The 22046-nt window shown below is 47.9% G+C and carries 17 protein-coding genes and 2 pseudogenes; 6 read left to right on the forward strand and 13 right to left on the reverse strand.

Annotated elements, in window-relative coordinates; all coding sequences use genetic code 11:
* Positions 1-46: 46 nt before the first annotated feature.
* The 3 genes and pseudogenes from IDH45_RS10125 to IDH45_RS33915 form a co-directional block, all read right to left on the reverse strand.
* Positions 47-1484, reverse strand: a pseudogene (locus tag IDH45_RS10125) (PAS domain S-box protein).
* 319 nt (positions 1485-1803) lie between these two features.
* Positions 1804-2955, reverse strand: coding sequence for a hypothetical protein (locus IDH45_RS10130; RefSeq protein ID WP_190927123.1), 1152 nt, complete (start codon positions 2953-2955; stop codon positions 1804-1806).
* Complete coding sequence (locus tag IDH45_RS33915) at positions 2952-3065, reverse strand: sigma factor-like helix-turn-helix DNA-binding protein (RefSeq protein WP_397327015.1); 114 nt, start codon at positions 3063-3065, stop codon at positions 2952-2954. The genes IDH45_RS10130 and IDH45_RS33915 overlap by 4 nt, the downstream gene beginning before the upstream one ends.
* 271 nt (positions 3066-3336) lie before the next feature.
* On the opposite strand from IDH45_RS33915, the gene IDH45_RS10140 reads away from it, so the two are divergent.
* Positions 3337-4677 carry an ABC transporter substrate-binding protein gene (locus tag IDH45_RS10140; protein WP_190927125.1) on the forward strand — a complete coding sequence of 447 codons (1341 nt, stop codon included), beginning with the start codon at positions 3337-3339 and terminating at the stop codon, positions 4675-4677.
* A gap of 20 nt (positions 4678-4697) precedes the next feature.
* On the opposite strand, the gene IDH45_RS34950 is transcribed toward IDH45_RS10140, so the two are convergent.
* The 7 genes and pseudogenes from IDH45_RS34950 to IDH45_RS35225 form a co-directional block, all read right to left on the reverse strand.
* Complete coding sequence (locus IDH45_RS34950; protein WP_190927127.1) at positions 4698-5486, reverse strand: helix-turn-helix domain-containing protein; 789 nt, start codon at positions 5484-5486, stop codon at positions 4698-4700.
* 181 nt (positions 5487-5667) lie between these two features.
* Positions 5668-6729, reverse strand: a complete 1062-nt coding sequence (locus IDH45_RS10150; protein ID WP_190927275.1) for an amidohydrolase family protein — start codon at positions 6727-6729, stop codon at positions 5668-5670.
* Between the two features lie 21 nt (positions 6730-6750).
* Positions 6751-7107: a Rieske (2Fe-2S) protein gene (locus IDH45_RS10155; RefSeq protein ID WP_190927129.1), complete on the reverse strand. Its 357-nt coding sequence runs from the start codon at positions 7105-7107 to the stop codon at positions 6751-6753.
* Positions 7108-7420: 313 nt separating this feature from the next.
* Positions 7421-8014: a GNAT family N-acetyltransferase gene (locus IDH45_RS10160; RefSeq protein WP_190927131.1), complete on the reverse strand. Its 594-nt coding sequence runs from the start codon at positions 8012-8014 to the stop codon at positions 7421-7423.
* Between the two features lie 6 nt (positions 8015-8020).
* Complete coding sequence (locus IDH45_RS10165) at positions 8021-8632, reverse strand: TetR/AcrR family transcriptional regulator (RefSeq protein WP_190927133.1); 612 nt, start codon at positions 8630-8632, stop codon at positions 8021-8023.
* 204 nt (positions 8633-8836) lie between these two features.
* Entirely contained in the window at positions 8837-11983 is a 3147-nt protein-coding gene (locus IDH45_RS10170; RefSeq protein WP_190927134.1) for a hybrid sensor histidine kinase/response regulator, read from the reverse strand.
* Positions 11984-12131: 148 nt separating this feature from the next.
* Positions 12132-12383: pseudogene (locus IDH45_RS35225) on the reverse strand (ABC transporter permease); the annotation flags it as partial.
* Positions 12384-12987: 604 nt separating this feature from the next.
* Here IDH45_RS35225 and IDH45_RS10175 point away from each other — a divergent pair.
* Complete coding sequence (locus tag IDH45_RS10175; RefSeq protein WP_190927136.1) at positions 12988-13905, forward strand: hypothetical protein; 918 nt, start codon at positions 12988-12990, stop codon at positions 13903-13905.
* Between the two features lie 287 nt (positions 13906-14192).
* Here the strand turns inward: IDH45_RS10175 and IDH45_RS10180 are convergent, their stop codons facing one another.
* Positions 14193-15512, reverse strand: a complete 1320-nt coding sequence (locus IDH45_RS10180) for an ABC transporter substrate-binding protein (RefSeq protein ID WP_190927138.1) — start codon at positions 15510-15512, stop codon at positions 14193-14195.
* Positions 15513-15812: 300 nt separating this feature from the next.
* Between IDH45_RS10180 and IDH45_RS10185 the strand changes: the two genes are divergently transcribed.
* Positions 15813-16709, forward strand: coding sequence for an AraC family transcriptional regulator (locus IDH45_RS10185; RefSeq protein WP_190927140.1), 897 nt, complete (start codon positions 15813-15815; stop codon positions 16707-16709).
* 62 nt (positions 16710-16771) lie between these two features.
* On the opposite strand, the gene IDH45_RS10190 is transcribed toward IDH45_RS10185, so the two are convergent.
* Positions 16772-19099 (reverse strand): ABC transporter permease, encoded by a 2328-nt coding sequence (locus tag IDH45_RS10190; RefSeq protein WP_190927142.1) that lies wholly within the window; start codon positions 19097-19099, stop codon positions 16772-16774.
* Complete coding sequence (locus IDH45_RS10195; RefSeq protein ID WP_190927144.1) at positions 19099-19803, reverse strand: ABC transporter ATP-binding protein; 705 nt, start codon at positions 19801-19803, stop codon at positions 19099-19101. Before IDH45_RS10195 ends, IDH45_RS10190 begins: the two co-directional genes overlap by 1 nt.
* A gap of 249 nt (positions 19804-20052) precedes the next feature.
* Between IDH45_RS10195 and IDH45_RS10200 the strand changes: the two genes are divergently transcribed.
* From IDH45_RS10200 to IDH45_RS10210, 3 genes are read left to right on the forward strand one after another with little or no spacing between them, the layout of a single operon-like run.
* The gene (locus IDH45_RS10200) at positions 20053-20421 is read left to right on the forward strand and encodes a GntR family transcriptional regulator (protein WP_190927145.1); all 369 of its coding nucleotides are present in this window, start codon (positions 20053-20055) and stop codon (positions 20419-20421) included.
* 7 nt (positions 20422-20428) lie between these two features.
* Positions 20429-21298 (forward strand): ATP-binding cassette domain-containing protein, encoded by an 870-nt coding sequence (locus tag IDH45_RS10205; protein ID WP_190927147.1) that lies wholly within the window; start codon positions 20429-20431, stop codon positions 21296-21298.
* A gap of 1 nt (position 21299) precedes the next feature.
* Entirely contained in the window at positions 21300-21980 is a 681-nt protein-coding gene (locus IDH45_RS10210; RefSeq protein ID WP_190927149.1) for a hypothetical protein, read from the forward strand.
* The last annotated feature ends 66 nt before the right edge of the window (positions 21981-22046 follow it).

Below are 22046 nucleotides of genomic sequence, written 5' to 3' on the forward strand. Positions count from 1 at the left end.
ATCCTCTAAAAGCCGCAGAGACCCAGAATCTGCGGCTTTTTAACTTTTACACGCTCACAGGCAGTACGACTTCCACCGTCGTTCCTTTGCCGATCACACTGGTGACCGCGATTTTCCCTCCGTGATCGCCAATGATTTTATAACACATCATCAGCCCGAGTCCTGTCCCCTTTTCCTTTGTCGTATAAAACGGCTCCCCCAAGCCTGCGGATCTGTTCCTCCCTAATGCCGTCACCCTGATCTATAATCCGGATACGCACATGCTGATGAGGCTGCGCCGAAGCGACGACACGAATCGCTCCGCCGTTTGGCATCGCCTCAATCGCATTTTTGAGCAGGTTAATAAAGACCTGCTTGATCTCCACCTCCGAGCATTTGATGAACGGGAGCGCTCCCTCCGATTCGAAAACGATTTGGACATTGCTTATAGCGGCCTGCGATTCCAGTAAGTTGATAACGTTCAGCACAATCACCGCCAGATCCTGTGTGCGGAGACTGGTTACGTGCGGCTTGGCAATAAGGATCAGCTCGCTGACCATACTGTTGATCCGATCCAATTCAGAAATTAAAATATCGTAATATTCCAGCTTCCCGCTACCGCTTGAATGCATCAGCTGCAGCAGCCCGCGCAGCGTCGTTAACGGGTTGCGGATCTCGTGAGCCAATCCGGCGGCCAATTGGCCGACCACATTTAATTTATCGGCTTTTTGCAGAAAGTCCTCCGCTTTTTTTTGTTCCGATATATCTCTCGTTATACCGGCCAGAGCAATCACTATACCTGCCGCATCTTTAATTGGCGATATGGTGATGCAGACATGAAGCAACTCGCCGTCTTTTCGCTGCCGGACCGCTTGTTGATTGACGATATGATTCCCGGCTTCCAGCATGGTGCAAATGACGCCCAGCTCATGCTTTAAATAATCGGGGTAGATCGGCAGCTCCCGCCCGACCAGTTCTTCTTCCGTCCACCCGTACATGTTCAGGTAAGCGGCATTTGCCCGGATCACTTTGCCCGCCGTGTCCGTCACGCATATGCCGTCTGCGGAATTTCGGAACAGCGAATCCAGCAGCTCCTTGGTCGCTCTTAATTCTTCCTCCGCGCGTTTCCGCTCCGTAATATCAACACAGGAAGCGACTACCTCGACGATCTTGCCGGACACTCGAATTGGTCTCAGCGAAGCGAGATAAGAGACTCCGCCGATTTCCCCCTCGTAGGTCACATTTTCTTCACCTTCCCAGGCGCGCGCGTAAAACGTTTCTTTCCGAATCGCGATCTGGGCCGGATAAAACTCGATAAGTTCCCTGCCCACCACCTCTTCCGGCGTTAAACCCAGCTTCAGCAGCAGCCTTCCGGTGCAATACGTATGGATAAACTTGCCCCCTGTTTTGTAAAAACGGAACGTCATCCCTTGTTGTTCCCGTAACGTTTCTTCGAGCTCCAACTGCACCAGTTGCTGGTCCCCCTCGCCGTCTAGAGTGCTCATCAACCATTCACCTCGGATAGTCAAGTTAGGTTTCGACGATTCTCGAACGTCACTTCTTTTCTCGTAACGGGGTTTTTCTTAATGAAGTAACTCCTGTGGCGGTCAGATTCGATGTTGTATTCTACATGTAAATTAACATTTATCATCCCATTTGATCAATGGATAGTTTCCGGCTTTTCGAAGCAGACGCCAAAAAAGCAAAAAAGCCGGCAGACGAACGCTGCCTGGCTCCTTTGCTTCTTGATCTGTGCGGTTTTGGTTTCTCTGCCCCAGTCGTCTCCCGGACCGGGTTCCTGCATGGGAGACCGGCTCCGGCATTTTAGTTCAGGTTGATGATTCTGCCTGTAATAACGCCCTGCTCGTCTTTATGAAACTGCATGGCTTTATACGTATCCTCCGACCCGCTGAACTGGACGGAGTCCGAGAAGCCCGTCTGGCCTTCCTCGAACAAGATGCCGGGGGCCAGCGTAACGCGCCAACCATCATGATCATAGTGAATATATCCTTTTTGGTCGATAGTCGCTGCTTTGACGGATTCGGGTACGACTGTGCCTTCAGGCATCTTTTTCTTCCATTGTTCCAGACGGTATGCATGCTCCGCTCCGGCTTCATCGGCAGGCGCAGCCCGGCCGGAAGCGTCGCCGGCGGAGTGCGGTTCCTTCAACAGTTTCTGCAGATACGCTTCGGCCTTGGCGGGGTCGGCCTTCGCTTTATTCAGAGGCAGGTCGAACAGGATCGAGCTTCCTTGAAAGTCGGCTCTCGGTCTAATTTCGCCCGTACTTTCCTCATAGGCAAATGCTTCGTTGGAATAAAAGGTGCTGCCGCTAATAATCGCCAAATACACTCCCCGGTCGGCGAACATTTCCACTCCGTCGCATTCGATCAGCCTGTACATCGTTCCGTCGATCACCACTTCGCTATAACCGCCGTTCATCGTAACGATGTTTACCTGCCAGGGCTTCTGGCCTTTAATCAGAGGCGAGATAAAAAATGGAACTTGGCCGTATTCCGGATCGGTTGCCGCGGGCATCGGGCCGCCATCTTGTCTGGCGATCGAAACGACGGCATACGTTCTGTCGGGATTCAAACGCTGCGACGTGCTGTTAAATTCCGTTAGTCCCGCACCGGAGACGATCCCGTGCAAGGTAAACGTATAGTCGCCGGCAGCGGCGGATTGATTGATTTCGATCGCGTCGGCGCTTTCGAAAGCTTTGGCCAATAGTTGCTGGCCCAGACGCTCAGCCACCTGTTTGGAGCTGAATAGCTGCGTGGCGGCAATAGCCGTTATCGATATAACAATCGTGAAGACGGCGGCCAAGACGCCGGCGGAAATCCTTTTCCTATATCCTCGCTTCATCGCAGTTCGCTCCTTATACAAATGGATAATGCTTTCGTTCAAGCTATCGCCCGGTTCCTCCGTTGAAGCGAGAGCTTGCTTGAACATCCGGTCCCATTTCGTGGGATCGCTCATGAGAGCTCCACCTCCAATATTTGTTTCATCGCTTTGCGGGCGTGGTATAACCTGCTCTTGACCGTACCTGAGGGAATCTTCAATGCCGATGCGATCTCATCGACGGACACCGGAGCCGACTGCTTACGGCATGCAAAAAAACGCCCCTCGTTGATAACACGAAGGGCGTCGCTTCCGGCTACAGACTCCGACTACGATTCGGAATCCCTGTCGTCCCGCTTGAACCGGCAGGCTGAATCGGCCGGTCAGTTGAGGCGCGACAACAAACAGGTTTCGTTGTAGAATCGTTAAGAACCGTTTGGATTGTTAATGTAAGTTTGAAAGCCCTTCCAATATAATGAATCCAGTAGACCACATATAAAGGAAGGGGACATTGTACTCATGAGGAACAGGAAACTAGGCATAGCGGCTATGCTGCTTGCGGCTGTGTCGGCGGCCGGCTGCGGCGGCAATACCGGGGGGACGGACAATCCGGGAGCAGAGAAGGCGGAAGGGAAAGCATTTAACTATGGGCAGTCCGCTACATTGACGTTTTACAATAACATCGGGGTTCCGGATTCATATTTTACAGACTATATCGAACCTCACGTGAAGAAGAAGTTTCCCAACGTTACGCTTACCTACATCAGCAGCGCGGTCAAAGAAAATACGATGGAAAACTTTGTGACGGCCGGTACGGTGCCCGATATTATATTGACTACAGACAGTTCCCTCATCCGCTATATGGATCTTGGCGTCATGCAAAATCTCGATCCGGTCGCCAAAACGAACGGCATCGATCTGAACGTATTTCGCGACGATATGATCCAGACGCTTCGCGGTTATTCCGACAAGGGCGAGCTGTATGTGCTTCCCTGGACATTCGGCACGTATGCGCTCTTCTACAACAAAGATATATTCGATAAATTCGGGGTCGCTTACCCGAAAGACGGCATGACCTGGGATTCGCCGGAATTTAAAGCGATTGTCGAGAAATTAAGCCGGACGGACGGCGGCGTTCCGTATCGTGGACTGGAAATCAATATGGGCGGGTTAATCGGACAAAATCAGCTCTCCCTCCCGCTGGTGAATGCCCAGACGGATAAAGCCGCCGTGAATACGGACGAATGGAAGAAATTGATCGAAACGTATAAAGCGTTTTACGAGATTTCCGGCAATCAAAAGCCCGATTCGGCCACCTTTGACGGTGCAAAAGCGTTCATCGAGGAGCGTTCGGCCGCGATGTGGGTCGGCAACGCGGTATATCCCCGCCTGATCGATCTGGAGAAGAAAGGGGACGGCTTTAACTGGGACATCGTCTCCGTGCCGACATTCAAGCAGACTCCGAATACGACCATTCAGTACGGCGGAGCGTTGTACGGCATTTCTTCCATGGGCGGCAACAAAGATTTAGCCATGCATATCATTTCCATGCTGACATCCGCCGAAGTTCAAACCGAGGGAGGCCGTCTGCTGAGATATCCGACGCTGAAAGCGGTGGATGTCAAGGAAGCGTTCGGCAAGGGCGAAAGCTTCCTCGATCAGAAAAATATGAAATCGCTGCATATGACGAAAATTGCATCGTCGCCGAAACCGACGAAATACGACTCGATTGCGAGATCCGTGCTAAGCGGTAAAGTGAACGAAATTTTAAAGGGTGTCAAGGATACGAACACGGCGCTCCGGGAAGCCGAGGAAGAAATCAATAAAAAGATCGCGGAACAAAAAGCGGCGGGCAAATGATTCGGAGCCCCGCCCTCTCCCTATAGCTGCTTTCTTCGCTTCACCATGGCAGACGGCGGCTCGCCGCACCATTTTTTAAACATCCGGTTGAAGTAGGTAGGGTCGCAATAACCAAGGTAATCGGATATTTCGGCCACATTCATACTGGTGTGCAGCAACAAATCCTGGGCAGTCGTCGTGCGCATCTGATGGACGTATTCGATCGGCGTTTGTCCGGTCACTTCTTTAAAAATCGTACTCACATAATTCGGGGTCCGGCTGACATGCCGGGCCAGCTGTTCGATTTTGATCTCCTCTCTGAAGCGGGCCAATATATAATTTTCCATTTCCTTGACCACCATCCATTTATGAGGAGCGATATTTTGCTTTCGAATATCGTCCAGCACCGCTCCGACCAGTTCCATCGCTATGCCAGTGCTCGTCACTTCGCGGAATGTCGTCTGGGTTCGCCATGCGCGGTACAACGTGGCCATCCGCTGCCTGAAATATTCGAAACGCCGCAATTTGACCGGCGTGTTCGCAATCCGGTTGATTTCCTTGGCGAGCGAAGGTTCGGCGGAACTGTCCATTCTGAAATGAGCGGAATATTTTCGATGCGGGGGAAACTGGCCGTTGGTGCCGATCCGATTGGTCCGATCGCGAATAAACATGATTTCCCCTTTGTTCATTTGGACGGTGGCTGAATTAAGCGAATACAAAAACTGGCCTTCCGCAGCCAACAGAAAGATGTAGTTTTCGTTCTGCGGGCGCGTTACATGCCAGTTCGGGATAAGATCATCGTAATAAACGCCATCCAGTACTATCGACACGGCAACGCCCTCCCAGTCTTGTAACGAATGATTTCACTTCGCAGAAGCATAATCCTTCCACCACTTACGGACCGATAAACGTCCCGCTCGGCCGGATTCGAAGAGACTGACTGAAAGCGGACCGCCGCATCGTCAGTCTCTTCCTCCTATTAACGTCTGGCCGCCTCACCGGAAGGAATGGTTAAGCCAGCTTGAACAATGTTCTGGCGTTTTCGCTTAATATTTTTTTTCGTTTCTCCACCGGAAGCTGCTTCAAAATTTTCATCGGGTCGTCGAAATCCCAATGCGGATAATCGCTGGAGAACAGCAGCATGTTTTCGGCATCGAACATTTCGAACATCATGGCCAGATGTTTCGGGTTATCCGGCTCCTCGATCGGCTGTGTCGTCATGAAGATGTGGTCCCGGACGTATTCGCTCGGCATCCTTTTCAGCCATGGATTGGACGAGCGCAGCGCCTTGAAGTTTTTGTCCAGTCTCCACAGCAGCGGAGGAAGCCACGAGACCCCGCCCTCGCTGAGCACAAGCTTGAAATTAGGAAACTTCTCGAATACGCCCTCGCATACAAAGCTGACCAGATGCGCCATATAAGTCTGCGGCAGGCACGTATGCCACTCCAGGTAGTTCGACACATAACCGACGGCGGTCGGCGGATTGAAGATACCGGACCCTTCCGCCCCGGGATGAATTACTAGCGGCAGATCGTTGCGCTGGCATGCCTCATAGATCGGATGGAAGAAACGTTGCCCATACGGCATTCGCGATCCGCCGACAATCGAGACGCCGACGATGTCAGGATGGGGACCGATCCGGTCGATCTCTTTCGCCGCCTGAAGCGGATCTTGCGTCGCTACGCACAAAAACCCTTTAAATTTAGGACTATACGATAGCCACTCGGCAATTTGGTAATCGTTATAGGCACGGCATAGAGCCGCCGCGTAGTCCGCATCCGCAAAAGCTGATACCGCGATAATTCCATCCGAGCACAGCAGCGCGTAATCCATGTTGTAAGGCTCGATCAATTGTTGGATCATATACTCCGGGTCCGCTCCGACCGGCAAGCCGCTGGGCGGATTCGCATCTTTGCGCTTATTGCCGATCGGGGTCGCGTAAGGCAGCCCGCCTCCGCGCAGTACCGCCTGACTCTTCCATGTTTCCTCCAGATAGGGAAAGAGATCCTTGCCGGTGCGAAATTGGTTGTGCACATCGCAATCAATGACCCGCAATACTTCTTCTTTTTCCATATGCATCTTCTGTTCTCCTCCTTATTGGCCGATAACTACACACACTTGGCCATCTGTAATCTGAACCGGATACTTTCTCGCGCGGACCTTGTCGCTGAACAGCGATTTGCCCGTCTTCAAGTCAAACTCCCATCCATGCCAAGGACAGCGGACAATCTCCTGATCCCGGCCGTATATAAATTCATAAACGCCCGATTCAAGCGTCGTGCCGCACACGGGCCCCCTGCACAGCTCCGCGCCTTGATGGGGACAGTAGTTGTGAATGGCAAAATACTCCCCATGTACGTTGTAAATGCCGATCGAGCGGCCTTCCACCTCGACGACCTTTCTCGTCCCGACCGGTATTTCGCTTGCGGCCGCTACTGGGAACAATGTCATCCTGCTCTCCTCCTGATAAGACTGGTAACGAACGGATCTACAAGAAGTTCGCTATTGGCTTTCATTATAGAGTGAATGGCTTGGAACAGCGATAAACAATACCTCCGGATCTGAACGATTCTACGATTCATTTAAAAAAGGATACAAAAAAATCGCCCGACCTGGCAATAAGCCATCAAGGGAGCGATCGCATTATATATCTATAGGTAACTCGTGCAATTCGTACAACTCGTCCATACCGTCCCGAGGAACACACCCCCGAACCTGTCGAAAATATCCTTGACCGAACCATTAACTGGAAAGTTCTAAACTGCTATTTCGTATACCTCAACGATACAATGTGATTGATCCCGATATTCTTTGCCCGTTTCATTGGAATTTGCTTGCGTTTGTATTCTTCAAAACCTAACTTTTGATAAAGTTTCATGGCTGGAATATTGGTATCGGCGACTTCTTCAATCAAGTAAACCTTATAAGGTGTATGCTCGAGGATATGACGAATCAATTGGGAAGCCACGCCTTGCCCCCTGAATTCGACGGCCGTCCCCACAAATTCGATGGAGCCTGACTCGTGTAAAGGATAAACAAAGGAGGTTTCAAACTCTTTTTTCAAGAAAATACCGGCCATTGTGCCTTTATAAAAGCCTAAATGTTTGCGAAGTTCCTTGTTATCCAGTTTTACCGAAAGTGAAGTTCCGTCTGTGCAGGCCGCCATACCGACCACTTGCCCCTTGTGCAAAGCCACATAAAATTGATCCAAAACGAAGATGTGGGCAAACGCTTCAGCAATCTTATTCGGATCCTTGGAGAAAAAACCAAGCCACTGGGTGAATCCCTCTGCGAATATTTCAGCTATACCTCGCCTCACATCAAACTCAGCCTGATCGGCTCTAACCATGTTAAGCACGCAAGGTCACTCCCTTCCATTAAATAGAAATGCGGTAAGAACGGATGGTGAGGGCATAGTAAAGTTACACTTCAGCAGTACTTTCATCTCAGCCAACCCCTGAATCGATGCGTATAAAAAAACGGCCATCTCCTGTGCATCGCCCGAGCAAATTTCCCCAAGCTGCTGCCCCTGACGAATGAGCTGTGCCGTAGTATCCAGCAGCCTGGCATTAACCCGAAGAATCTCTTCATAGGATTCAGAAGCTGTGGCAGCGCCAGCTAACAGCGATTGATGGATAAGGATCAGCAGATGGGCCAGTTCCTCCCCATGGATCATGTCGGAGTAGACTTCGTCTACAAACTGTGTCAATAACGTTTTAGGGGATTGACCGGATTCGAAGAAAGCAATATTACGTTTCAAACCTTCAACAGCGTAGGCAACCAATTCTTGAAATAACTGATCCTTCGTTTTGTAATGACGATACAACAAACCGATACTAATACCGGCTTTATCCGCGATATCCTGAACATTCGTTGAACCGAAACCTTGATGCACAAATAACTGCATCGCAGCTGAATGGATTTTTTCCCTGGTGGCCTTGCGCATTTCTTCAAACTGTTCCTTGCTGCGTGGCAAACGAATCGCCCCTTTTTTATGAGTGAATATTTACTCATTATAAATTAAAAAAAACGGAATAACAAGACTCAATTCCATTTGCGTAAATCTCCATGGCAACTCTCCACTACATTCTGCTTAATCACGGAAGATATTTAGTTCAACTTGAAGACAAAAGCGGCAGCAATGCCGCCTATGTCCCTGAAGGAATAGCCTTCGGAATTCCTACACTCTCCCAATGGTACTATTCCTCCTGTTGCGTACATGAAAAGTTACCTTCGTCCCTGTACCTAACTCACTTTTGATATGAAGTCCTGTTCCGAAGTGCCGTTTTAATCGCAGATCCGTATTTATCAATCCGACACCCGACCTGCCATCTACTTTTCTCTCTAATATTTGTTGCACTTGAACTTCGTCCATCCCCACCCCGTCGTCTTCAACGGTTATCTCCGCATGCGTTTCATGGACAGAAATCCGAATAAAGATCTTTCCCCCGCGAGCGCGTTTCATAATGCCATGTCTTATTGCATTTTCAACCAGAGGCTGGATCGTAAGAAAGGGGACTCTCAACTCGTCGCAGCCGTCTGTCTCCCAAATAACCTGCAGCCTTTCTTCAAACCGGACCTGCTCAATGTATAAATAAGAGCGCACTAGACTTAGTTCCTCATCGATCGAAACAAGTTCATCCATATTTTGAAATTTGAATTTATTTCTCAAAAAATTGCCGAACTCATCAAGCAAATTACGCATCTTATCCAGATTAATGGTACTTAAAGCTGTGACTGCATTCATTGCATTAAATAAAAAATGAGGCTGGATTTGCGCTTGCAGCCATGCAGCTTCTAGCCGCAGCTGTTCCCGGACGGATTGTTTAATCGTAGTTAGCGCCTCTATCCGCGATTTTATTTCTATTGCTTCCACCGGTTTAGTTACATAATCGTTTGCTCCCGTTATAAAGCCTCTTTGAATATCATTCGGTTGGCTTCTTGCGGTAAGGAGCAAAACAGGGAGCTCCGTAAGTGTAAACCGCTCACGAATCAAACGCGTCAGCTCGTAACCAGACATTTGCGGCATCATAATATCAGAGATGACCAGATCCCATTCCTTTGTATCCAGTACAGCCAACGCTTCTTTACCGCTCGTTACCATCGTTACATCATATTCGTCCGGCGGCAGTATAGCTTCAAGCACTTGAAGGTTGACCGGATCATCATCCACAATTAATAGGAGCGGACGGTCCCGATTCATTTCCAATAAAGTAATTGGTTTCGTAGGCGGGAGGATATCCGCTTCTTCCATAGTGATCGGGACTTTTTCCTGAATCGGTATAGGTGGCGAGACTCCCTGTTCCAACAGGCTAGCAGCATCCTCCTCGTCCTCCGCTTGCAAACTTGCCAGCTTTAACGAAAATGTAAAGGTTGAACCTTCTCCTAATACAGAGGACACATCCAATCGGCCTCCATGAAGCTCAACCAATTGCCTGCTTATACTCAAACCTAACCCAAAGCCGCCTTCAATCAGGGTCTCACTCGTGCTGGCTTGCTCATACGGACGGAACAGGCGCTTAAGCATGTCTTCATCCATCCCGATCCCGGTATCCGAAATGACGATATAAGCTCGTTCATCCTTTGCATAAGCTTGAATCGAAATGATCCCTTCGTTCGTATATTTCACAGCATTATGAAGCAGATTGAATACGATTTGAATTACCCGGTTTTCATCCGCATGTACCGGAGGACAATCTTCAGGAATCTGATTTACGATGATTACAGATTTCACTTCAGCATTTAATTGCAGCATATCAATTACACCGGTCACGATCGGCTGAATATGGATGTTTTTTTTCTGTAGACGCGGATTGCCTTCCCGTAAACTCATCACATCTATCAAATCGTCTAATATCAAGGTCAGCCGGCGTCCTACGGATAAAACCGTTTCAAGCTCTTTGACACTTCTTTCCTGCAGCAAATGACGTTCCCTTTTTAAAACGGATTGTGACATGTTAAGAATGCTATGAAGCGGATTTTTAAATTCATGAGAAGTATTTGCCAGAAATTGATCCTTATGATCATTCATTCGTTGCAAGGTTGTAGCAATCTCTTTTGTGCTGGCATGCATGACAAAATAACCCTTAAACCATACAGAGGCTAAACACCCCATCGAAATAATCAGATCAAACGGATAGTAGACAAGACTCCATCCGCTTTCCCGCCAGAATAACGACCAAAGAAAATGGTGAAGCAGAGCAAGAATAGAAATAAGCAGTAATAGATTACTCTTTATATCCTTGATTACTTTTTTTAAGATCGCAATCATCGTGATAACTGCAGCAATACCGCCCCATAGAAAATAAACCGGAAAGAGCATGATCACCTGATGCGGATCTAAAAACAACGTAATGCCGGCTGTCCCTAAAATTAGCACCCTATATACCGGGTATATCCTGCTCCAATAAGGAAGTTCGCGATGGTTCGTACACTCGAGCAATGCATAAGCTCCAATAACTAGAGCCGCATTAGCCAGTCGAAAATCCCAATCGCTGCCCATGTAAAATAATTGGTGGAACAACTTCTCATCATTACTCAAGACATTAGTAAGGGTTATACATAAAGCGAGCAAAGAAAAATAAAGCAGTTTCTTTTCCTTATCTCCCAGTACGAACAAAATAAGCGCATAGGCAGAATGCATAAGGAATATAATCGCTGCCAGAAGCTGCATAGAAACGGAGGCTTTCATTTCCTTCGCAATTGCTTCTTCCGAACCGAATTTAATAGACCGGACAATACCGCTGCTTCGACTATCCACATAATTGGCCGCCTGAATCACTAGTTCGATGACGCCGTTTTCGTCTGCCGCAAAAGCCGCAGAATAAGGCAGGTTCTTCGCCGTATATTCATCCTTCGATTCCGCCACACGTCCGGATTTGGCAAGCAATCGGCCATTAACATATAATTCCGATGAGGTCCGTACGCTGGGTACACGTATACTATAATTCAGGTCCTTTTCGGGATTTACATAAAGACGCAAGCGATAAGAAGCAAATCCGTATGAAGTTGATTTTTCGGCATGCAGAGCTTCGTTCCATCTACCCGGAACCTGAATAAATGTTGGCTCACTCCCCCCTTGCCGTTCGCCATCCATCAACCATTGCGAGGGATACAACTCCCATTCCCCATCAAGTAAGAGAATGTCGCCATCTTCGGCATTCCAGTCGCGCAAATTTAACTGCCCGTTTTTAATAGGCTCCAGTTTTTGATCACGAAACGATTCCATCCACAAAAAACGAAATCCGGATAAAATAACTAATAATATCCCTATTCCTATTAGAATATGGCTCTTTTTCCTTTGGAATTTTGGTGCATGATCGGCCAAGACGTTTTCCTCTCCTTGTCATGGATAGAGAAGTCCATTCGTCTATTATACAGCTATACCTAGCCGAGGAAGTAGTTTCTTCTATTTTAATGCAGCCGCACATCTGCATCTCTCCGTTTCTGTTTGCTTCACCGATTGCCCTATCCCGTTATTCTATACTTTTTAAGGATTCGATCCTATTAATTTGGGTTACCTTTCTCCTGAGCAGCAAATTGGCCAGTATGGTAAGTACAAATGCAAAGCAAACAGCTGCCGCCTCTATGAAAATGTTGAGTTGATCCGGGATTTGTTGATGGGCGCTAGAGAGCGCCTTTACAATAAGCGTGTACATATAGCCGCTAATCGGTAATGCAACTAGTAACGCAAATGTCGTTAGGATGATGTTTTCAAAAAAGAGAATTTAGTTGAAATAGCGTCAGTCGCCCACCAAATAGAGTGAAGCAAGCACTTTTCCGCGGCTGATCAAAGCTTATATCTTAATCCACTTCACCCGCTCTTCATCTATTCAATCAGAACGTAAGCATAACCATTTGATGAATATAAATGAATATACAACTCTTGTACAAGCGTCTTTAAGATTGATCAAGCAGCAGTTCCTCAACCACAGCAGTGAAGCTTTTCTGCAACCGTCCTGTGCAAGTTGTATCAAACAAATGCTCCTTCGACTCGCGCATCGCCAATACAACTGCGATCCAACTGTTAGTCCAACCCGATTCAACACACCAGGCGCCCCCATCCAAGTCCCGATAGATGAATCATGACGATCGATGTCGGACGACAAGAACATGATTACTTTGAAAGTCGCAATATATGCGGCTTTATTTGTTTTAAATGCATAAGTTCTTGTCTTATCCTAATTCTCGACGAAAAACAGGGCTGGCGCACTGTCGAATTTTGTTGAAAATAGTTAGTGGGAACTATAGTAGCCTACCCATTCTTGGCATATGATGGAATCAATCTTCCGGAAGAAGAATTCGTCGAACAACTAAAGGAGTGCTAGAAACATGGCTTGGGCTAAAAACATCTATTGCAATCACAGAAGTTGGCCGAAAATTATGATCGTTACATTGGTCCTGTTATCAGGAACTTTCATTGCAGCATGGGCCACATTAGCCGCGCCACTGCCGTCCGGGAAACCTAAAGCCACCTGGTTGTGGGATACTTCGCTAATAAACACAGCCACCGGACGCAACCAAATTATTAAGTTTGCCAAAAATCAGCAAATCTCCCGCATCTATCTTCAGGTCAACCCGGATGTTACAAAAAACGCCTACCGCTACATGATCAAGACTGCCGCCGGAAACGGCATTGAAGTGTACGCACTTGACGGCGCTCCCAATTGGGCGCTCCCCGAAAATCGCGGGCAGATCACAAGCCTGATTGGCTGGGTAAAGACGTATAACGCTACCGTCACCATGAACGAACGATTCGCCGGCATTCAGCTCGATATCGAGCCATATTTGCTTCCGGAATGGTCAACCGACCAGACAGGCGTGGCGCAAAAATGGCTTGATGCACTAAGGTATTTTCATGACGAAACGAAGAAAGCTCCAGCCTTATCGACCTCCGCAGCGCTGCCGTTCTGGCTTGACAGCGTATCACTTAGCAGCGGAGTCATTTTAGGGGAAGCTTTGATCGCCAAGCTGGACGAGGTTGCCCTCATGTCTTATCGGAATCAAGGAGATGCGGTGGTGAACCTCGTCACGGAGGAACTGGCCTGGGGCGACAAGTATGGCAAGAAGGTGTGGCTCAGCCTTGAAACGAATGCTATTCCGGAAACGCCGTACATCACGTTCTATGATAAGGGAAAAATAGAAATGGACCTGCAAATGTCTCGAATCGACGAGCTGGTAAAAGCTCACCAGTCGTATGCAGGCATCGCTGTGCACGATTACACAGGCTGGCGCGACCTGAAAAACTAAAGGGACAGGCCTTAATACGCAGAACCCGGGTCGCAGACGATTGTGCTGCGGCCTCGGATACTTTATGGCGCGGGGTCGCTTGGGATTTAGGGCGGTGAACCGGGGGAGCCGTGTGCCTTCATTCGGATTTTGATGACTTTGGATCCCGTAGCCATAATAAAACGTTCGACTCTCCGCCAAGATCCACGCAGCCTTTCCGGCTGCAGAAGATCCATTCCGCCAAAAAAGCCGATTCACCAAAAGTTTAGATATCCGGGTAGGATCAACTGCTCAGCTTTCAAGCTTTATTACTTCATCGTCGCTTTTAGTTCATCGAGCTTTTTATTGATTGACTCCTCCATATTTCTGAGGCCGGTATTTGGATCGACCGCTCCGGTAAATACTTGGAGGAGCGGCGTCCAAAGATTGGCTTGAACGCTGTTCGAATGCTTCGATAACGGAGCCGGATCGGCCGGTTTCGTCGGTAAGGCGGCCTTCGCGTTTTTGCCCTGGAGTTCGGGAATATCCGCGCCGAACACGGCATTAACCGCCGGATCTTGCAGCGCGGACATCGTTCCCGATCGCGACAGCATCGTCTGGAATTCCGCCGACAATAAATACTCGATCGCCCGGAAAGCTTCTTTGTGATGCTTCGTGCTGGACGTCAGGCCGATATACGTCGACGGGGATTGCGATCCTACGCCCGGCTTGGAAGGAAACGAAGGAAGCTGGGCGTAGTCCATGTCGAACAATCCTTTGACGGCCGAAGGCGGATAAAAGGTCGTGCCGTTCATGGCCGTAATGCCCTGCTCGCCGAAGCGCTTCCAATCCATTACGTCTTTCGCCTCTTCAGTTCCCACTTCATTCCCGGTGATTTGATAAAACCGCGCAAAGTTTCGGACCAGATCCCCCCACGGGTCTGTGTTCACGCTCGCACGTTCCATTTTCGGATCGACCGTTCCAAGGGATAGCTGATTGTAATCGATAATATGAGCCGAGAAGTCGATCCCCCTGTACTTCACGCCGTTTTCCTGCCTTGTCATTTTGCGTGCGAGCTCGTATACTTCATCCCAAGTCATTCCGTCTCTCGGCGGCGTTACCCCGAACTTGTTGAACAAGTCTTTATTGTAATGAAGCACGACGTTTCTCATCGACAACGGCAAGCCGGTTACGCCCATGTTGAACGTATCCTTCATGACCTGAATCGGTCCGGGGTGCAGCCGGCTAACGTCAAATTTGAATTCGCCGATTAGAGCGGACATATCATAGGCAAGACCGAACTGCGCCAAATCCCGGGGGTAAGCGACCGGATCGCTGAAAAAGATATCGATCGGCATGCCGGTAGTGACGATATTGGCCGCCGTCATGTTGCCGTATACTTTAAAGCTCATATGCGGATATTTTTTTTGCAGATGTTTCCCGTAAGTTTCCATAAACTGCTCTTCGGAAACGTAACGCCCGCCGTAAACCGTCAATTCGACCGGTTCCAGCTTTTCTTCGGCGGGTGCGGGTGCCGCTCCCTTCGTGTTGTCTCCAGCGCCTTCACCGCCTGACGAACATGCCGATAGACCAGCCGCTAGTATCAGCGCAGCAATCGGTAAGATTAACTTTGCTTTTCTGTTTTTCATCCCCTGTAATCTCCTTTGTCAGTCGATAATCGATTCCCATTTATCGTTCATAAAATTCCGTATGGATTGGCTTTCTGCTTGATCTCGCCGTCTAGGTGTCCTCCAAAGTGGTGATTGCGAATACATCCCCCTTTTCTATATAATAATCTCACCATAAGGAAAGCATATGTGGCTATATAAACAGAGTAATAGAAGTGAGCAGTCAAAACGTCACTTTTTGTTTGTTTGATGTTCGATTTTTTTAGTATTTTGTTTATTTTTGTTCGATTTTTAGTGTTCCGATCAAGGGAGGGAACTGCGGTGTCGCGTTTTCCGGAATTTCAGGACGGGCTGAAGTTCAACAAGTTCGGTAAAGACGATCTGCCTCTCTATGTCGTGATCAGCCGGTTAACGAAAAATTACAGACTGCATTACCATAACTTTGCCGAGCTTTCGCTTGTGATCGAAGGCTGTGGAGAAGAAATTTTGAACGGCAAAAGCCGCGACTTAACGCCGGGAACCGTATCGTTCCTGCTTCCGAACCATATTCACGAAATTATCATTCCGCCCGGAACCGTTCTTACGAAGTATTGCTGCATGTTCGATCTCAATATCGTGTTGACCGACACGCACGATCCCGGAATCCGCAACAAAATTTTTATGATCGGAAGCGAGCTGCCGTCGCGCTTCGACTTGGACGGGGAACAAAGGGAGGATTTTACAAAGCTAATCGAAGATATTTTCCGGGAATATCATTCGGACCGTCTGGGCAAAAACACAGTCATGAAATCGAAGCTTTCGGAAGCTTGCGTGTTTCTGCTGCGCACGGTTCAAGAGCAGGAGCAACCTCATGCCGTATGGAATTCGGACAAGACCGGCACCGTCATGGAAATGCTCAAGTACATTCACCTCCACTACACGGAGGAGTTATCGCTGTCCCAGCTATCCGAATTGCTGGACCGCAATCCGAGCTACTTGAGTAGCATTTTCAAACGCCACGTCGGCCAATCTTTCGTCGGATACGTGCACGCTCTCCGGATTGGCCGGGCGGCCAGCCTGATCGTCACGACGCCGATGACCATTTCCGAGATCGCTCTGGAGGTCGGGTTTGACAACTTCCGCACGTTCTCGAAAGTATTTAAAGAAATCAAAGGCGTCTCCCCGCAAGATTTCCGTCGTCAATCCGCTCCTGAGCGCCCCTTCCCCGAACATAAATAAAAAACGGAGTCCGCACATCTGCGTCGCTCCGTTTCTGCTGCTTCACCAATTGCCCAATCCCGTTATTCTACACTTTTTAAGGATTCGATCATATTAATTCGGGTTACCTTTCTCCTGAGCAGCAAGTTGGCCAGTATGGTAAGTACAAATGCAAAGCAAACAGCTGCCGCCACTATGAAAATGTTGAGTTGATCCGGGATTTGTTGATGGGCGCTAGAGAGCGCCTTTACAATAAGCGTGTACATATAGCCGCTAATCGGTAATGCAACTAGAACCGCAAATGTCGTTAGGATGATGTTTTCAAAAAAGAGGAGTCTGTTTATTTTATGTTTTGGATAGCCTAATACCTTCAGCGTGGCAAGCTCCCGATTCCTTTCATACATGTTGATGGAAGATATCGTATAGATGGCGCCAAAGGAGAGTATGACGGCACAAATGATAAACATAATAAAAACAAAGCTGTTTTGCTTCAGAATATATTGAGCTGACTTCTTCAAATCCTCCTTATCCGTAATTTTCTCTACGCGAGGATCCTGCTCAAAAAAGGTACGAACGTTTTCAAGATCTGCAGCGCTGCCCGCCTCAATCAGAAGCGAGGTTGGATTGTAGTGGATGCCAAAGCTTTTTAAGTAGGCTGGCGTGCTATAAAACGACGGATTCGAATATTGGGTAGATACATGTAAGACCTTCATCTCGATCCTCATCCTATTAAATTCCGGCGCTGTAAACTTGATCTGGATGAGATCCCCTTCTGCAATATGGTATTTGTCGGCATAAGATTGGGGCACCAGAACGCCATGGTCTTCCAAAAACAGTTTATTTTTATGTTCATCAAAGAAAAAAATGAGATTGTTTTCCTTGGCAGTAACCGTTAAAGTGGCCTTTTCTTTGTTATCCTCTTGGATAAGTTCAACAGGAAAAGCGTATACATCATATTTTCGTTTTATTCCGGAAGGGAGTTTGGACACATCGGGAGATGCTCCCAGCTCATAATCCACTCTTAAATCATAACCGTAAACCTCTTCAACCTGATTAGCTACTTGCAGCAGGGCCGCTTGTGTGCTGAAAGCATTTATTAATAAAACCGTGCTTGCCACAACACCAACCGAGCTCACGACAGCTTTTTGTTTATTCAACAACATATTTCTCAAAATGAGTTTGTAACTGAAGGAAATACGACTCCAAATCCCCGGAATGCGTTCTATAAGAAGTGTTTTCATCTTCTTGGGCGGTTTAGGCCGCATAGCTTGAGCCGCACGTTCCTTTAACACGGTTCTCCCGCTTAAGTAACACGACAAGAGTCCAAAAGCACTGGAGAAGACAATGGGGGGAAGGATCGAGTAAAACGAAAGGACAAACTGAATGTCCGGCAACGAGTACGACCTTGAGCTCGACCCCGTTACTAAAGGAATAAATACAATATGCGCTGCGAAGCAGCCTAGAAGGGAGCCTGTAATCCCCGCCAGCAAAGGGTAGCCCATGTAATGAAGCATAATCGTTCTGTCCTTTGCACCCAACGCCTTCATCATACCTACCTGATTTCTTTGCGAATCTATAATCCTCGACATGGTAAGGAATAGGATAACAGCTCCTATCAAAAAGAGAACCAAAGGGATAACCTTGCTCATCCTATTATTATTATGTATCGTTTCCTTTAGTTTCGAATAACTGAACGTCCTTTCTTTACTTACCTGGTCTACATAGGAAAGCGGTTTGGATTGTGCTTCAATGGATTTGCCTAATTGGTCCAGATCATAACCTTCTTTGGCATCGATCAGAACTTCATTATAGGAGAAGCCGTATCCCATTTCAGGAATCGTCTCTTCAGCCACATAAGCTACTCCGAAGTTTTTATGGTCTTGTATTTCATTCTTTTTGACATATTCAACATTCTCACCCAGACCGCTAATGGTAAAGGTGTAGTCTTTATTATTCGAGCTTATCCGGATGTTATCGCCGACACGATACTGATGCTCTTTGGCATAATGGGAATCTAACATAATCTCCCCTTTTTTCGACGGGACCCTGCCCTCCATCATAGCAGGCGTATTGATTTTATTCTTCACCGGAATGGAATGGATTTTTATGGAGGCTTTATACCCTTCAAACGCTTGCGTGGCGTCCAGCGTATAACGTCCTTCTATATTCTGTATCCCTTTTATTTCGCTTAAACGAGCCACGTCCTGCTTGGATAGTTGACTGTAGTAAACATTCAAATCGCTCAAATTATGCGCTTTAAAATACGCCTTCGTATAAGCATCAAGGGTGCCGCTGTACGTGACCAGTCCCGCATAGAAAAAAGCTCCTACTGCAAGTACCACAACAATGGCTATGAACTGCCCTATAGATTGTCTAATATCCCTTACTAGTTTTAATGATAATTTCATCATTACCACTCAATCCCTTCCACGCTATGCTTGACCTTATTGATCGCAACACTTTCGATCCTTCCGCTTTTGACTTTAATAATTTTGTCCGCCATCGGGGCAATGGCTGAATTATGCGTGACCAGGACGACGCACTTTTTCGTTTCCCTGTTTACATCTTGAAGAAGCTTTAAGACGGATTTGCCGGTTACGTAATCCAGAGCTCCTGTCGGTTCATCACAGAGTAAAAGTAAAGGGTTTTTGGCGACAGCTCTGGCGATTGCCACTCTTTGCTGTTCTCCGCCAGAGAGCTGGGAAGGGAAGTTTTTGATCCGATCCTTTAATCCGACTTTGTGTAAAATATCTTGAGCATCCAGATGGTTTTTACATATTTCAGCGGCAAATTCGACGTTCTCCAATGCGTTTAAATTCGGAATCAAATTGTAAAATTGAAACACAAAACCGATCTTCTCGCCGCGATACCCGGTTAATTGTTTTTCGCTGAGCCTTGTGATTTCTTGTCCGCCGACAAACACTTGGCCTGAGGTAGCCGTATCCATACCGCCAAGGATATTCAAAATCGTACTCTTGCCGGCACCGCTGGCGCCCAAAATAACGACGAATTCTCCCTCTGCTATCGAAAAATCAACACCGGCAAGCGCCTGAATGGGCACTTCTCCTATTTTGTATTCTTTCGTTACTTGCTTGAATTCGATTAACTCTCTCACTTGTACCCTCTCCCCAAATCGCAATGATCGAACCTTTTCCTAATGATCAACTTTCGTAAGTTCCCGTTTTGCCTAGCATTTCTTTTCTTGGCATGTTAGTATGTTACTCATGTAGCACACTATAATTCATGCTCCAACAACTGTCAATAACCGATCGTACGTTCGATGAACGGCCGGTATTGACAATTGATTGCCTATCCATTATGGTATGTTGGATCGATAACATACCGATATACTGAAGGTGGGGCAATGAACATCACTTTCGACGATAAGCAGCCGATTTTTCAGCAGGTAGCCTACATCATTGAGGACGATATTTTGAACGGCACTTTCCGTGTGGACGAGCAAATTCTGTCTGTCGCTCAGTTTTCTCAACTGTTTCAAATTAATCCGGCGACTGTCGTGAAGGGGATCGGCCTGCTCGTCAATGAAGGTATTCTGTACAAAAAAAGAGGGCTTGGCATGTATGTCGCGATGGATGCAAAACAGAAGATTCAGATGAAGCGAAGAGATCGCTTCTACAAGGAATTGTTGTCCAATCTGCTGAATGAGGCCGACAAACTCGGGCTGACAACCAAAGATATCATTAACATGATCAAACAGTTGAGGAAGGAATGAACGAACCGTGAGCATAGTATTGACTTGCGACAAGGTAAACAAATCATACGGTCGAACTTATGCTTTGCGGAACCTGAATCTGCAGTTGGAGGAAAACGTCATTTACGGCTTGCTCGGGCGAAACGGCGCTGGCAAATCGACGCTGCTTAACCTGATCGCAGGGGGAATCTCCCCGAACAGCGGCTCCATCGAGGTACGAGGAACAAAGCTGAGCAAAGGAGAACTTCCGAACGATTTTTGTTTCGTTCGAGAGAAAACCAAACATTTCGGAGGAGCGCAGGTTATCGAGGTTTTGCAGTTTGCTGCGAGTTTTCATCCAAGCTGGGATTGGACGTTCGCTCACGAGTTGATCCAAACGTTTCGGCTCGATCCGCACAAAAAAATCAGACAGCTATCCCGAGGCATGGAATCGCTCGTAGGAAACATCATCGGTCTGGCCAGCCGGGCGCCGCTGACGTTATACGACGAGCCGGTGCTCGGCCTCGATGTCCTGATGCGGGAACGGTTTTACAAGGCGCTTCTGGAGGATTACGCCCGCCACCCTCGCACGATTTTACTGTCTACGCATCTGATCGACGAAATCGCCACGGTCGCCGAAAAGGTGTACATCATCGAAGCGGGCTCCCTCCTGCTTCATGATGAGATCGATCGCATACGTACGGCCGCTCATCTGATCCGGGGACATGCGGAAGCGGTGGCTTCGTTCACAGCCGGAAAACGGGTCTTGCATACGGAACCCTACGGCCGCGGGACTCTTGCCGCTATTTACGAAACGTTAGACGATGGGGACATACAGCAGGCGCGCGAGCTGGACATTTCGATTGAAAATTTGTCACTTCAAAAGTTTTTCTCGTATTTGATCGAAGGAGGTCATTAAATTGGGCGCATGGGCCGTTCATTTTAAGGCAACCTATTTGCAAATGAGGATCTACATCTGGGGCGTCATTATTCTTATCCTGCTTGGAAGGCTGGCGGAATTCATTGTTAGCCGCTTTACAGACAGCCAAAGCAATATCCTTTCGGACGGCAACATCCTCATTCTCATCTTGCTCCTGACCGCTGTTGTGCTGCCGCTCCGTTATTACAAACGCATCGTGCATTTGGGCGCAAGCCGAGAGCGATATTTTATGGCCCTTCAATTCGTCTTTGCCGTCTGGGCGGCAGCCATCGCTTTGTTCAATTGTTTTTGGTATGAGCTTGAAGTGGGCGTGCTCCGGAACTACACGAATACGATTGATCTGATTGAAGTTTTTCATTGGGTAAATTTTGGCTTCGCAGGTTCTTTTGTGTACCAAACCGCCTTTTATTTAATGGTAATGGCGCTATTAAGCATGCTGGTCTCCGGTTATTACCGTCCTGCCGGTTGGCTGCTGTGGGTGCTGCTCCTTACGGCGATCCCGGTCGGAACGGCAATTCCTTCGCTGCGCGTTCATGTCGGTCATTTTTTCGAAGCCCTTTTATTCAACGGCTCGCTGCTGATTGGTGCCGGATATAACCTGCTGCTTTATTTCGTTTTCGTGGCCGGCGGCTGGTTGTTTACGAGGGGAAGAACGCACTAATATATTCGTTGTGCTAGAATAACCAGAAAAGATAGAGTGGGCGATTAACAGGTATAGGAAGAGAGG

The sequence above is a fragment of the Paenibacillus oceani genome (genome assembly GCF_014705615.1).
Classification (GTDB): domain Bacteria; phylum Bacillota; class Bacilli; order Paenibacillales; family NBRC-103111; genus Paenibacillus_AB; species Paenibacillus_AB oceani.